This window comes from Methylobacterium sp. E-066 (genome assembly GCF_022829635.1).
GTDB lineage: Bacteria > Pseudomonadota > Alphaproteobacteria > Rhizobiales > Beijerinckiaceae > Methylobacterium.
Genome location: NZ_JAKSYO010000186.1, coordinates 56751 through 70347, shown reverse-complemented (window position 1 = coordinate 70347; position 13597 = coordinate 56751). Strand labels below are relative to the sequence as shown.

12 protein-coding genes are annotated in these 13597 nt (G+C 70.6%); 7 read left to right on the top strand and 5 right to left on the bottom strand.

The annotated features are described in order from the left end of the window. Window positions 1-100 precede the first annotated feature (100 nt). Window positions 101-421: a hypothetical protein gene (locus tag MKL20_RS27975; RefSeq protein ID WP_244039411.1), complete on the bottom strand. Its 321-nt coding sequence runs from the start codon at window positions 419-421 to the stop codon at window positions 101-103. Window positions 422-684: 263 nt separating this feature from the next. Between MKL20_RS27975 and MKL20_RS27970 the strand changes: the two genes are divergently transcribed. The 4 genes from MKL20_RS27970 to MKL20_RS27955 all read left to right on the top strand — a co-directional run bounded on the left by MKL20_RS27970 (window position 685) and on the right by MKL20_RS27955 (window position 5721). Then, the gene (locus tag MKL20_RS27970; RefSeq protein ID WP_244039410.1) at window positions 685-2559 is read left to right on the top strand and encodes a PAS domain-containing sensor histidine kinase; all 1875 of its coding nucleotides are present in this window, start codon (window positions 685-687) and stop codon (window positions 2557-2559) included. A gap of 27 nt (window positions 2560-2586) precedes the next feature. Further along, complete coding sequence (locus MKL20_RS27965) at window positions 2587-3294, top strand: peptidoglycan-binding domain-containing protein (protein WP_244039409.1); 708 nt, start codon at window positions 2587-2589, stop codon at window positions 3292-3294. Window positions 3295-3441: 147 nt separating this feature from the next. After that, a complete protein-coding gene (locus MKL20_RS27960) occupies window positions 3442-3780 on the top strand; it encodes a DUF1491 family protein (protein WP_244039408.1) in 339 nt (112 codons plus the stop codon). 270 nt (window positions 3781-4050) lie between these two features. Beyond that, on the top strand, window positions 4051-5721 hold the full coding sequence (locus tag MKL20_RS27955) for a methyl-accepting chemotaxis protein (RefSeq protein ID WP_244039407.1): 1671 nt from the start codon (window positions 4051-4053) through the stop codon (window positions 5719-5721). A gap of 87 nt (window positions 5722-5808) precedes the next feature. Here the strand turns inward: MKL20_RS27955 and dgcA are convergent, their stop codons facing one another. Then, complete coding sequence (gene dgcA / locus MKL20_RS27950; protein ID WP_244039406.1) at window positions 5809-6792, bottom strand: N-acetyl-D-Glu racemase DgcA; 984 nt, start codon at window positions 6790-6792, stop codon at window positions 5809-5811. A gap of 1 nt (window position 6793) precedes the next feature. Further along, window positions 6794-7807 carry an N-acetyltransferase DgcN gene (dgcN, locus tag MKL20_RS27945; protein WP_244039405.1) on the bottom strand — a complete coding sequence of 338 codons (1014 nt, stop codon included), beginning with the start codon at window positions 7805-7807 and terminating at the stop codon, window positions 6794-6796. 279 nt (window positions 7808-8086) lie between these two features. Here dgcN and MKL20_RS27940 point away from each other — a divergent pair, with 279 nt between their 5' ends. Beyond that, window positions 8087-8656 (top strand): PAS domain-containing protein, encoded by a 570-nt coding sequence (locus tag MKL20_RS27940; RefSeq protein ID WP_243972183.1) that lies wholly within the window; start codon window positions 8087-8089, stop codon window positions 8654-8656. 42 nt (window positions 8657-8698) lie between these two features. Here MKL20_RS27940 and MKL20_RS27935 read toward each other — a convergent pair whose 3' ends face one another. Together MKL20_RS27935 and MKL20_RS27930 are read right to left on the bottom strand one after the other, a co-directional pair. Next, window positions 8699-9250: a GNAT family N-acetyltransferase gene (locus tag MKL20_RS27935; RefSeq protein ID WP_244039404.1), complete on the bottom strand. Its 552-nt coding sequence runs from the start codon at window positions 9248-9250 to the stop codon at window positions 8699-8701. Window positions 9251-9499: 249 nt separating this feature from the next. Further along, window positions 9500-10666: a type III PLP-dependent enzyme gene (locus MKL20_RS27930; RefSeq protein ID WP_243960431.1), complete on the bottom strand. Its 1167-nt coding sequence runs from the start codon at window positions 10664-10666 to the stop codon at window positions 9500-9502. An 834-nt stretch (window positions 10667-11500) separates the two neighbouring features. On the opposite strand from MKL20_RS27930, the gene MKL20_RS27925 reads away from it, so the two are divergent. Both MKL20_RS27925 and MKL20_RS27920 read left to right on the top strand, forming a co-directional pair. Beyond that, window positions 11501-11995, top strand: a complete 495-nt coding sequence (locus tag MKL20_RS27925) for a GNAT family N-acetyltransferase (RefSeq protein ID WP_244039447.1) — start codon at window positions 11501-11503, stop codon at window positions 11993-11995. Window positions 11996-12104: 109 nt separating this feature from the next. Beyond that, a complete protein-coding gene (locus MKL20_RS27920; RefSeq protein WP_244039403.1) occupies window positions 12105-13547 on the top strand; it encodes a lipopolysaccharide biosynthesis protein in 1443 nt (480 codons plus the stop codon). Window positions 13548-13597 lie beyond the last annotated feature (50 nt).

The following is a 13597-nucleotide window of genomic DNA, read 5'->3' as shown; positions in this document are numbered from 1 at the left end:
CCCTTTTGCGGGTGAAGGGCGGAGCCCTTCTTCATCAGGGCTCCGCCCTGACAACCCGCCAAAGGGCTCGCCCTTTGGAAACCCATGGTTTTCCGTGGGATCAGCGGGGCTCCGCAGGACCGCGCCAGGCGGGCTGCCGGTCGGAGGCTTCCAGCGTGTCGTTCGAGGCGGCCTCCGGCTCGTCCACGCCGGCGCGGCGGCTCAGCTCCGCCATCAGGCCCCGGGCCAGGACGGCGCGCACGGCCCGGTCGCGGGTCTCGGCAGGAACCGCATCGAGGGCGGCCGGCAGCGTCGCCTTGGCGCCCGCGGCCACCGATCCCGTGAGCTTGCGGGTCTCCGCGGCCGGATCGGCGCCGTTGCGCAGCAGCGCCAGGTACGAGAGCGCGCCGATCACCAGCGCGGCGCGCAGCAGGAAGGTCATCGGACGGGCTCCTTCGCGGGTCTCGATCATGAAAATCCGCCCGGTTTCGTGAACTCCACCTCAACCGCGTCGAGTTTTCGCGCGCCATGGTGAACGAAGCGCGCTCGCTGGCCGCTGGTTACCTTACGGAAAGCATCCCGCGCATTCGGCCAAGTCTCGCAACACTCGTTTAAGCCGCCCCTGCGACTGTCCGGTAGTCGTTTTGAAGTCGAGCCGGAGGCGCGGGACATGTCGATTGGCATTCACCGCGGCGCGTGTGAGCCTTGCCTGTTAAAAAAGCCCTGACGTCTCTGCTCGACGACCGTCTCGCGGGTCTGGTCCACGAATCCGTGGCCGATGATGCGAGCGTTCGGTTCCGGCATGAGCGCTTCCTGGTGTCCCGCCTCGCCACCGGCATGGTGATGATGGCGGCGCTGCCACCCTACCTGCTCTGGCGCGGGGTCCCGTCGGGCATCGAGGTACTGGCGATCGCGAGCCTGCTGCTGCCGGTTCTGGCCGCAGTGCTGCTCGCCCGCACCGGTTCCCTCTGGGTGGCGCATGCGGTCTCGTCGGCGGGCCTGACCGGTCTCGTGGTCTGCCTCGCCGGCCTCACCGGCGGGGCGACCTCCCCGGCGGCGGTCTGGCTGGTGGCGATCCCCCTGGAGGCCCTGGTCTCCGGCTCGATGCGCGCCACGGCCGCCGCGGCTTTCCTGGCGGTGCTCGGCGTGCTGGGCGTCGTCTCCCTCGGCTCCTGGCCCGGCACCCTGCCGGTGATGGACATCTCCGCCGGTGTCGCCCTGCCGGTCTTCGCGATCACGGCGATCGGCCACGTCGTCGCCCAGGCCCTGGAGCACATGCGCAACGAGGGCGCCTGGCGCGAGCGGCTGCGCGACAACGAAGCCCGCGACCGCCTGCTGCTCTCCGCCATCGACGACCTCGTGACCTGGCACGACCGCAACGGCCGCGTGCTGGAGGCTTCGATGTCGGCCAGCCGGCTGGTCGGCAGCGACGCGGCGCGGCTGCGCGGCCACGGCCTGCTGGAGCGGGTCCACGTCGCCGACCGGCCGGCCTTCCTCAAGGCGGTGAGCGACGTCGCCGCGACCGGGCGGCCCTCCACGCTGCCCCTGCGCCTCCATGTCGAGCCCGCCGCCGGCCGGCCCGACGGCGCCACCCTGATCCATGCCGAGATGCGCGCCCACCGGATCGCGCACGGTCCCCACGACGCGGCCATGACCGTCGTCGCCGTGACCCGCGACATGACCGGGCATCACCTCCACGCCGAGGAGCTGGAGCGCGCCCGCGCCGAGGCCGAGCGCGCCGATGCGATCAAGGGACGGTTCCTGGCCAACGTCACCCACGAGCTGCGCACGCCGCTCAACGCGATCATCGGCTTCTCCGAGGTTCTGGCCGGCGAAGGCGCGATCAGCCTCAGCCCGGACCAGGCGCGGGAATATGCCGGGATCATCGGCGCCTCCGGCCATCACCTGCTCGGGGTCGTCAACACGCTGCTCGACATGAGCCGGATCCAGAGCGGCAATTTCGACTACGCGCCGGAGACCTTCGACGCCGCCGCCCTGGTGCGCTCCTGCTGCGACCTGATGCGCCTCAAGGCCGAGGCCGCGGGTGTGACCCTGGCGGCCTCCGTGCCGGGCCCGATCGAGATCACGGCCGATCCGAGCGCGTGCCGCCAAGTGCTGATCAACCTGATCTCCAACGCCGTGAAGTTCACCCCGCGGGGCGGCCGGGTCGACCTGTCCCTGCGCCACGGCCCGGACGGGTTGGACATCGTCGTCGCGGATACCGGCGTCGGCGTCGGCGAGGGCGACCTGCCCAAGCTCGGCACGCCGTTCTTCCAGGCCGGGAGCGGCGGCTACAAGCGCCAGCACGAGGGGACCGGCCTCGGCCTCTCGGTGGTGCAGGGCCTCGTCGGCCTGCATGGCGGCGCCATGCTGATCGAGAGCGCCCCCCAGGCCGGCACCGTCGTGACCGTGACGCTGCCCCTGGTCTGCCGGGATCCGGCGGCCGCCGCCGGCCCCGCCCCGATCCGCACCGCCGTGCGGGGTGCCGGCCCCCCGCGCCGGTCGGTGGTGCGCCTGCCCCTCGGCCTGTTCGACGCCGAGCCCGCCGCCTCGGAGCCGACCCTGCGCCGGGCCGGCTGAGCCAGCGATCCGCGAGAAGGAGACACGATGTCAGGCTACCGCGAGATCACCGTCCCGGGCGAGGCACGCGCCGTCCGCCGTCCGGCGCCACGCCGCGCCGCCGCCCCGAGCGATTGGCGCGGCGTGCTGGTCGGTGCGGTGAAGGCGACAGGCGCCTCGTGCCGGAACAGCCCGGGCACGGTGCTGAGCAGCGTCGTGGCCGTGGGCGCGGCGGGCTTCATCTGCTTCAACGCGCTGGGCCATCAATCCGGGCGCCATCCGGCGCCGATCCTGCCCAAGGTCGCGACCCAGAAGGCCCCCGCCCCGCGCGAGCCGGCAGCGGCCGCGAAGGAGGCGATCCGGGATGTCGTCAAGGAGCCGACGCAGCCCGACCGGGCCGCCGCCCCCGCCAAGCAGGCCGCCCGGGACCCGATCGCCGACCTGATCCGCTCCGACGAGACCACCGCCTCGGTGACGCCCCGGGCCGTGGCGGTCCGGACGACCGCTAAGCCGGTGCAGAAGGACGCGCCCAAGGAGGCCGCGAAGACGGCCAAGCCCGAGGCGCAGCCCGATCCGGTACTGCGGGCGCAGAAGGCGCTGTCGAAGCTCGGCTATCCGGTCAAGCCCGACGGTGCCATGGGGCCGGGGACGCGGGCGGCGATCGAAAAATTCGAGCGCAGCGCCAAGCTGCCGGTGACCGGCGAGGCCGCGGGCCGGACCCTGCGCGCGCTGATGTCCCGCGCCGGCCAAGGTTAGAGCGCTCGCCGCCGACGTGGAGGCCGGTTCGGCGTCAGCGAGCGCGTCACATCAAGAACTGAAAGTCGTTCCCGATTGCAACCCGATCGGGAACGACTCTAGTTGGTCGCGACCGGCAGCGTTCCGCTTCCGGGAGGCCCGACACGCATGCGCCTGCGCTCCGATTTCTGGGTCTCGGCCCACCTGCGCCGCCTCGGGGTCGAGGGCATCCCGGCGGTGCTGCGCCGACGCGGCTCGCCGGAGGCCGGCGCGATCTTCGTGAAGGTCGACCGCCTCGACGGCACCGCCGATCTCTACGGCCCCGCCCCCCAGGCCCTGTTCGAGGCCGAGGACAGCGGCGACCGCCGCTTTGCCGCCCTGGTCACGGGCGGCACCCCGCTCGACGTCGAGGAGCGGCTGACCAAGGAAATCCGGTTCGACTCCGATCTCTGGATCATCGAGATCGACGATCGCCAGGGGCGGCATTTCTTGGAGCTGGCGGAATAAGCTGTTGTCCTCGCCATCGATAGACCATCGACCATATTCATATTATCGAATTCGATATTTAATGGTCGTTCAAGTCCATGCTCAATAGATTTATTGGTATTGGATCTTAATTCAAGCGATTAAGCAGGGACTTCGTCGGGCAGATCGTGGCAACACCGGGCTCAGCAGATCGCAGATCCGGCCCCGCCCACCGCGTTACAAAATTTATGCTCTCGATTTAACTGTCAATTTATCGCGTGTTTGTACGCCCCTCTTAACGAGGACCTGGTGATGAGCATGAAGATATCGTTCGTTCTGAGGGGTCTGATCGGGCTGCTCGCGATCGGCTTTCTCGTTCAAGGCGCCATGAGCGCACTGCAGTTGCGCGCCGTCAACGCCAATGCTCGAGATCTATCCGACAACTGGATGCCCAGTGTGCAAGCCCTTGGCGAGTTGAAATACAAAGTGACACGCCTCCGGCTCGTCGATGCCCGATACGTGACGGCAATCGAACCCGTTCCTGAACTGGACTCGGTGTCGGCGCGCCGCCTCAAGGACGTCGAAGCCGTCGCAACCCGCTATGAACCGCTGATCGCGAGCCCGGAAGAACGAGCCGCCTGGATGGCCTATCAGCAGAACTGGAGCGCCTATCTGAAATTCCGATCGCGGATCATGTCTGCTGCGCAAGCAAAAGATCAGGGGGTCTTGAACGAGATCTTTCAGGCGTCGCGCAAACCGTTCGATGCTTCGATCGAGTCGCTCGATCGAAGCACGGCCTTGAACGTTTCGGGGGGCGACGAAGCCAAGATCAAATCCGAAGCGACCTATGTGCATGGCCTCTGGATCATCGGCCTGCTCTGCAGCGTATCCTTCGCGTTTGGGCTTGCCGGCATCGTCTATGTGCTCGTCGGCGTGACGCGACCGATCGACCGCCTGATCCTGCGCATGCGGAATTTGGCTTCCGGCGATGTCGACGCCTCGGTTCCCTACACGGACCGCACCAACGAGATCGGCTCCATTGCTGCTGCCGTCGAGGCGTCTCGGGAAAATCTGGTGCGGACGCGTCAACTGGAAGAGGAAACGGTGCTGGCCCGGGCTTCTGCCGAGGAACAACGCAAGGCCGGCATGCGCCAGATGGCCGATGCGTTCGAGGACACGGTCGGCGGTATCGTCGGCATGGTCTCCTCTGCCGCCACGCAACTTCAGACGACCGCACAGACCATGACGGTCACGGCGGGCGAAACCGCAAACCAGTCGGGCTCGGTTGCGGCCGCCGCCGAACAAGCCGCGGCCAACGTCAACACGGTGGCTGCGGCGGCCGAGGAACTGGGATCGTCCGTGCAGGAGATCGGGCGTCAAGTGTCGGGCTCATCCGATCTGGCACAGACGGCGGTCGGAGAGGCGGACCAGACCCTGCAGCTCGTCCGGGCCCTCAGTCAAGCCTCATCCCGGATCGGCGACATGGTCGGGCTGATCTCCAACATCGCGAGCCAGACCAATCTTCTGGCGCTCAACGCCACCATCGAGGCGGCGCGTGCCGGCGAGGCCGGTCGGGGCTTCGCGGTGGTCGCCACCGAGGTCAAGGAACTGGCCACTCAGACGGCACGGGCGACGGAGGAAATCAGCGGCCAGATCAGCCAGATCCAGGGCGTGGCGGGTCAAGCGGTGGCGGCGATCGGCTCGATCACCACGCGCATCCGCGAGATCAACGGCGTGGCAACCTCGATCGCCGCCGCCGTCGAACAGCAGGGTGCGGCGACGCAGGAAATCGTTCGCAACGTCGCTCAGGCGTCCACCGGCACCAGCGAAGTGACGAGCAACATCACGGGCGTCGCGCGCGCCTCGGAAGCGACGGGGGCGGCCGCCAATCAGGTGCTGTCGGCGGCCTCCGAGTTGTCACACCAATCCGAGCATCTGAACGGCGAGGTCCTCCGCTTCCTCGCGACAGTCCGGGCGGCCTGAACCGGGCCGGTTGCGGCAGCGAGGCGGAGGGGAGCCGGCTAAACGCGGCCTCGCTTCACCACCATCGATGGCTGCCGCAAGCCTCCCCTACCCCCACAAATCCGGCTCCGGCGGGTGCACGATGCTCCCGTCGTAACGCAGCGGTGGGTCGCGGTCGCGGGCGAGGAGCAGCGGGCCGTCGAGGTCGACGAAGTCGGCTTGCGACGCCAGCAGCGTGGCGGGCGCCATGCCGAGCGAGGTGCCGAGCATGCAGCCGACCATCACGGAGAAGCCGCGGGCCCGGGCCTCGCGGGCGAGCAGCACCGCCTCGGTCAGGCCGCCGGTCTTGTCGAGCTTGATGTTGATCGCGTCGTAGCGCCCGGCCAGCGCATCGAGGCCGGCGCGGTCGTGCAGGCTCTCGTCGGCGCAGACCGGGACCGGGTGCGGGATCTCGGCGAGCAAGGCGTCGGCATCGGCCGGCAGGGGCTGCTCGATCAGGGCGACGCCGGCCTCCAGGCAGGCGGCGAGGTTGGCCTCCAGGGTCTCCGGCCGCCACGCCTCGTTGGCGTCGACGATCAGCCGCGCTTGCGGCGCGCCCGCCCGCACGGCGGCGATGCGCTCGGGGTCGCCGGCCCCGCCGAGCTTGACCTTGAGCAGCGGCCGGTGGGACGCCGCCCGGGCGGCCTCGCCCATGCTCTCGGGGGTGCCGAGGCTCAGCGTGTAGGCGGTCACCGCCGGGGCGGGGGCGGTCAGCCCGGCGATCTCCCAGGCCCGGCGTCCCTGAAGCTTGGCCTCCAAGTCGAACAGGGCGCAGTCGAGGGCGTTGCGGGCCGCGCCCGCCTTCATCCGCGCCGTGAGCTCGCCCCGCCCTATCCCGGCGCCGATGGCATCCGCCTGCCCCTCGATCAGCGCGACGACGCTCTCGACGCTCTCGCCGTAGCGCGGATAGGGCACGCATTCGCCGCGCCCGACCCCGTTCGCGTCCGTGATCGTCGCCACCACCACGGCGATCTCGGTGCGGCTGCCCCGGGAGATCGTGAAGGCCCCGGCGATCGGGAAGCGCTCGACGGACAGGGTCAGGCGGCGGGCCATGTCAGACCTCCGGGAAGTCGGAAACGATCCGGTCGACCAGCCCGGCGACGCCGAAGCGCACCGGATCGGTGGCGGGCAGGCCGTGCTCGGCGGCGAGTTTTTCCAGGAGCGCCTTCGCCTCGCTCTCGCCCAGGGCTTGCGTGTTCACGGAAATACCCACCGGGCGGATCGCCGGGTTGGTCAGGCTGCCGAGTTGCACAGTGAGGTCGATCACCTGCTGGAGGGTCGGCAGCGGGTGCTTCACGCCGCGCATGGTGGTGCGGGTGGGCTCGTGGCAGACCACGAAGGCGTCGGCCTGGGCGCCGTGCAACAGCCCGAGGCTGACGCCTGCGAAGGACGGGTGGAACAGCGAGCCCTGACCCTCGATCAGGTCCCAGTGATTCGGGGCGGCCTCGGCCGAGATCGTCTCGACCGCGCCGGAGATGAAGTCGGCGACCACGGCGTCGATGGCGACGCCCCTTCCGGAGATGAACACGCCGGTCTGCCCGGTGGCGCAGAAATCGGCATCGAGGCCGCGCTCGCGCATGCCCCGCTCCAGGGCCAGCACGGTGTACTTCTTGCCGACCGAGCAATCGGTGCCGACGGTGAGCAGGCGCCGGCCCGCGCGCTTGGTGCCCTTGCCGGTGGGGAAGCGCTCGTCGGTGTGGCGCACGTCGTGGAGCTGGCGCCCGCGCCGGGCGGCGGCCTCCGCGATGGCCGGAACCGCGCCGAGCTTGACGTGCAGGCCGCTCGCCACGTCGAGCCCGGCCTCGAGCGCCGCCACGATCTCCTTGACCCAATGGTCCGGCAGCACGCCGCCGGCGTTGACGACGCCGATCACCAGGGTCCGGCAGCCCTTGGCCAAGGCCTCGGGCAGGGTCATGTCGGGGATGCCGAGATCAGCGGCGCAGCCGGGGAGCCGCATCTGGCCGACGCACCAGTCCGGGCGCCAGTCCTTGATGCCATAGGCGGTCTTGGCCGCCAGCGTGTCGGGCACGTCGCCCAGGAACATCAGATAGGGCGTGGCGATCTGCATCGGTCGAAAAGCCTTCTGGGGAAGCCGGCGCCCCGTCTATGCGGGATCGCGGCCGCCGGGCGCAATGCACGATGGCGGCCAGGGCGGTGGACGCCGCCGCGACCGGGCGCATCGCCGGTATGCTCGGGCTGCGGCGCCGACGGATGAACCCGCGGCATTCCGACTTTCCTGTCAGCGTATCCGGAACGGGCCGCCGCCGTGCACGATTGCCGATGCACCCCGGGCTCCCGATTTGCGAATGTGCCGATCGAGCCGCCATCCGCAACCGGAGGCCAACCGATGATCTTCATGACCGACGCCGCCGGGGCCCTGACCTATGTCAGCTCCGAATGGCACGGCCTTACCGGGCAGGACCGTCTGGACGCCGTCGGGCAGGGCTGGTTCGAGCGGCTCCACACCGAGGACGGTGCGGTGCTGCGGGCCGTCATCAAGGAGGCGGCGCAGGCGCAGGCGGAGTTCGTCGTCCGGTTTCGGCTGGCCCGCGACGGGGGCGGCTCGATCTGGGCGGCGGCCGGGGCCGTGCCCTCCTACGGGCCGCCGAATCAGACCTTTCTGGGGTTCCTCGGCTCGATCACCGAGCTCGCGCCCGGCGGCAGCGAGACCGAGGCGCAGGGCGGCCTCGGCCGATTCGTGCCGCCGCCGCCGCGTCCCTCGACAGTTCCGGCCTCGACCCTCGACCTCGTGGCCGACCATCTGCTGATCGCGCACGGCCTGATCGAGGTGGATGGCGGCAAGTCGGCGCTGGCGCCCCTGCGGGAGGCCCTATTCCGGGTCGGCCAGGAGATCGCGCAGAAGATGACGGTCGCGCCCGCCCCGTCGACGATCGAGAACGGCGAGACGCTTCACTGAGACCGGTCCCACGCGCACCGGGACCGGTCCTGACGTGACGGATCAGGCGGCGCGTCGTCGCGCGACCGCGGCCTCGTCCGACACCGTCTCGACCGGAGCGAGGACGCCCGTGGCCCGGACCATCCCCTCGGCGCCGGCGAGCGCCCCCGAACGCAGCTCCAGCCCGAGGAAACGGGCGCGCTCGAACGGGCCCGGCAGGGTGAGCCCATCCGCCAGCGCCCGGTCGAAGCCGAACCGGACGTAGTACGGCGCGTCGCCCACCAGCAGCACGGCGCCGTGGCCCAGCGATTCCGCCCGGCCGAGGGCGGCCTGCATCATCACCGAGCCGAGCCCCTGGCCCTGGATCTCCGGATCGACCGCGAGCGGCCCGAGCAGCAGCGCCGGGCGGGCGAGGCCGGCCTCGACGTGCCACAGGCGCAGGGTGCCGACGAGGCGGCCGCGCCGGGTCGCCGCGAAGGCGAGGCCGCGGGCGGGGAGCCGACCCTCGCGCAGGCGCTCCGAGGTCCTGGCGCGTCGGTTGCCGGCAAAACAGGCGTCGAGCAGGCGCTCGCGCGCCGGGACGTCATGGATGCGCTCCGCGCGGATCTCGATCATGGCAATGCCCTCCCCGGGCCGACAAGCGGGAGAAGCGTTCTTTTCCACGGAGAGCCGAGCGCCCTCCGTCGAAGCCGTGGTGAAGGTCAGTGCCCGGCCGGGTCGCCCGGGCCGTCATCACGAGCGAAGCGAAGTGACCCAGGGCAGCCCGACCTCGGTCGGGGTGGCGCCACTGGATTGCTTCGCTCCGCTCGCAAGGACGGCACCGTCTCTGCCACCTGAACCGGAACCTGTCTCAGCTGGAAAACGTCAGATGACGATCTGCTGGAGGGGCGGGAAGCCGTTGAAGGCCACGGCCGCGTAGGTCGTGGTGTAGGCGCCCGTACCCTCGATCAGGACCTTGTCGCCGATCGAGAGCGAGACCGGCAGCGGGTAGAGCTGCCGCTCGTAGAGCACGTCCACCGAGTCGCAGGTCGGCCCGGCGATGACGCAGGGCTCGGTCCGGTCCCCGTCGCGGGTGGTGCGGATCGGGTAGCGGATCGACTCGTCCATGGTCTCGGCCAGCCCGCCGAACTTGCCGATGTCGAGATAGACCCAGCGCACCTCGTCGGCATCGGCTGACTTCTTCGACACCAGCACGACCTCGGCCTCGATCAGGCCGGCATTGCCGACCATGCCGCGGCCCGGCTCGATGATCGTCTCCGGGATCTGGTTGCCGAAATGCTTGGTCAGGCCCCGGAAGATCGCCTCGCCGTAGCTCTCCACGCCCGGCACCGCCTTGAGGTACTTGGTCGGGAAGCCGCCGCCGAGATTGACCATCGACAGGAAGATGCCGCGCTCGGCACACTCGCGGAAGATCGCCGCCGCGGAACCCAGCGCCCCATCCCAGGCCTCGGTGTTGCCCTGCTGCGAACCGACATGGAACGAGATGCCGTAGGCCTCGAGCCCTTGCCGGTGGGCGTGCTCGAGCACGTCGGTGGCCATCTCGGGCACGCAGCCGAACTTGCGCGAGAGCGGCCAGTCGGCGCCGGCGCCGTCGCACAGGATGCGGCAGAACACGCGCACGTCGGAGGCCGCGACCTCCATGGCCTCGGCGGCCCGGGCGATCTTGTCGACCTCGGCCTGGCAATCCACCGCGAACAGGCGGATGCCGAGCTTCAGCGCGCGGCCGATGCAGCGCTCCTTCTTGATGGTGTTGCCGAAGGAGATCCGGTCCGGGGTGGCGCCGGCGGCGAGCGCCATCTCCATCTCGGCCACCGAGGCGGTGTCGAAGCAGGAGCCCATCTCGGCGAGCAGGCGCAGCACCTCGGGGGCCGGGTTGGCCTTCACCGCGTAGAACACGCGGGTGTCCGGCAGGGAGCGCGCGAAGGCGGTGTAGTTGTCGCGCACGACATCGAGGTCGAGGACCATCACGGGGCCCTCGTCCTGACCGAGGTCACGGCGCACGCGCAGGAAATCACGGATGCGATCGGTCATGGTCGTCTCCCGGCACGGGTTCGCGGGCGCCCGTCCTGCGGGCGCGCTGTCGATGTGACGACCCAACGGGTCGCCGGCGTCAGGGGGCGATGCGTCGCGCGGACCGAAGCGCTTTGGAGACGCGTCGATCCATGCGGGCGCAGAGCACCCGGAAGCTGCCGTGGATTGGAAGGGAGGACCCCCACCGCACGCCGGGCAAAGAGAAACAAGCCTCTTCGGTGCCGGCCTTTGGAGGGCCGACGAGACCAAAAAAGCCCGTTCGTCGTTGCTTTAAGCTGCGTCCCCCGTGGAGAGCGGGGTTCGCCGGTTTCGCCTCCGGCTGCCGGTTGTTGTCGGGGTCCGGTGTTGCCACCTGGATGCCGGCCGTAGGGATCCACCCTTGCGACCATCGATCCTTTAAGACCCCTGGCGGCTGTCCGGCAGTTGACCGGATGCCCACCAACCGGCACGCGGCCACAGGCACGTGCGAAATTGGGCAGGGCGCATATACGGAGAATGGCCCCCAACAACAAGGGGATTGGCCCCCGATCGAGCCGCATTTCCCCGCCAAATCCGCACCGCGGCCCCGCCGTTGCAAAAACGGCGCATTCCGGCGGGGCGGCCGGCCCGGGCGGGCTTCCCAAGCGGACCGGAAGCGGGCATCTGACCGCCGGAGCGATGTCCTTTAGACGAGCGTACGATGGCCGGGCCGAACAGATCGAGAGCCGAGCCCGATCGCGTCGCCATCGCGCCCGGGTCCTTGTCTTTATATGTCCGCCTGCGCCGAACCGGCTTGGGCGCCGGCGCGACGGCCCGGGCGTGAGCGCCCCCGTGAATGCCCCCGTCGGCGTGCCCGTGCGCGACCCACGCGGAGACGGGCTCCCGGAGCCGGTGATCCGCGCGGCCGGCCTCGCCGATCTCGACGCCCTGGTCGCCCTGGAGCACGCCGCCTTCGCCACCGACCGGGCCGAGCGCCGGGCGATCCGCCACGCGATCCTGTCGCCCAGCATGGATGTGCTGGCGGCCTTGATCGCGGGGCCGGACGGGGATCGGGATCCGGTGCTCGTCGGCGCGGCCGTCCTGGAGCGTCGGCGCGGCAGCCGGATCGCCCGCCTCGCCTCGATCGCGGTGGCGCCCAACCGCGGCGGCCTCGGGCTCGGCGGAAAACTGCTCGACGCCGCGGAGGCCCAGGCCCGCGCCCATGGCTGCGACCGCCTGCGCCTCGAAGTCCGCGCCGATAACGGCGCCGGCATCCGCCTCTACCAGCGCCGGGGCTACACCCGCTTCGCCGTCCAGCCCGCCTATTATGAAGACGGAATGGAGGCCTGGCGCTACGAGCGCGGGTTGTAGAGGCCCGTCAGTCCTCGCCCTGTTCCCGCCCTGTTAGGAGAGTCTTACGGGTCCCAGCCTACATCCCGGGGGCAGCCCGAAGAACTTCGCCGCGCATGAGGCGCCGTCCATGGCCGTGATCGCCGCCTTCGTGATCAATGCGGGGCTCAACTTCGTCCTCGGGCTCCTGATCGCCCAATTGCTCGGGCCAGCCGATTTCGGCCGGTTCGCGCTGGCGACCACCGGGGCGATCGTGCTGAACACGGTGCTGTTCGAGTGGCTGCGGCTCTCGGCGACGCGGTTCTATTCGGGGCGCGTGCGCGTGGACGAGCCCTGGATCCGCCACGGGCTCGACCGGGCCTATCTGCGCATCGGCCTGCTGCTGCTCGCTGCCGCCGCCCTGTGCGGGGCGTTCGGCTTCGGCGGCGGCGCGGCCGGGCGCGAGGCGGTCCTGTGCGGCACCGGGCTCGCCGCCCTCGGCATCGGGGTGTTCGATTACCACGCGGCCCTGGCCCGGGCCCGGTTCGACGGAAAACTCTATCTCGGCCTCGTGGCGGTGAAGAACGTCCTCGCCTTCGTGATGATGGCCGGCGCCGCCTGGTGGCTGCCGCAGCCGGCCTGGGTGCTGGCGGCGGCGGGGCTCAGCCAGCTCGCCGCGGTGGTGCTGCTGCGCCACCCGCTGCGTGATCCCGAACATCCGTTCGAGCGGCCGCGCCTCGGGACGACCTGGGGGGTCTTCGCCCGCTACGGCCTGCCGCTGATCGCCGCCAACACCGCCTATCAGTGCCTCGCCTTCGTGAACCGGGGCGCGATCGCCGGCCATGCCGGTTTCGCCGAGGCCGGCTATTTCGCGCTCGCCGCCGACGTCACGTCAAGGTCGCTGATGACGCTGGGCACCGCGCTGGACCTGCTGCTGTTCCAGTTCGCCGTCCAGGCCGAGGAGCAGCACGGCCACGCGGCCGCCGAGGCGCAGGTCGCCGAGAATGCCGGCACGGTGTTCGCCCTGCTGGCGCCCTGCGCGGTCGGGTTCTGGGCGGTGCTGCCGGCGCTCCAGGGGCTGGTGGTGCCCGATGCCTATCGCGGCCCGTTCGAGAGCTACAGCGTCGCGCTGATGCCCGGCCTGTTCTGCCTGTCGATGATGTTCTACGCCCTCAACCCGGTCTTCCAGATCCGCCGCCGGACGTTGCCGGTGATCGCCGCCGCCCTGGTCGGGCTCGCGGTCAACGGCGCGGGCCTGCTGCTCCTGCCCGAGCTGATGGGCGGCATGGGCGTCGCCCTCGCCCAGACCCTGGGGCTCGCCGCCGCCGCGCTCTGGCTCGGCTGGCGGGCGCTGACGGGGGCTGAGCGGATCGTGCTGCCCTGGGGCCAGATCGGCGCAGCCGCCCTCGCCTGCGGGGCGATGGGGCTGGCGCTGGCCCCGTTCCGGCACCTGCCGCCCGCCGCCGCCCTGGCGGTGCTGGTTCCGGCTGGGGCGGCGCTCTACGGGGCGCTGGTCTGGATCTTCGACATCGCCGGCCTGCGCCGGCAGGTCGCCGGACGCCTGCGCCCGGGCCGGACCATCGCGGCGGAGTAGCCGCCCCCCGGATATTCAACTTTCGCGCACCTGCAACCCCGCGACGCCGC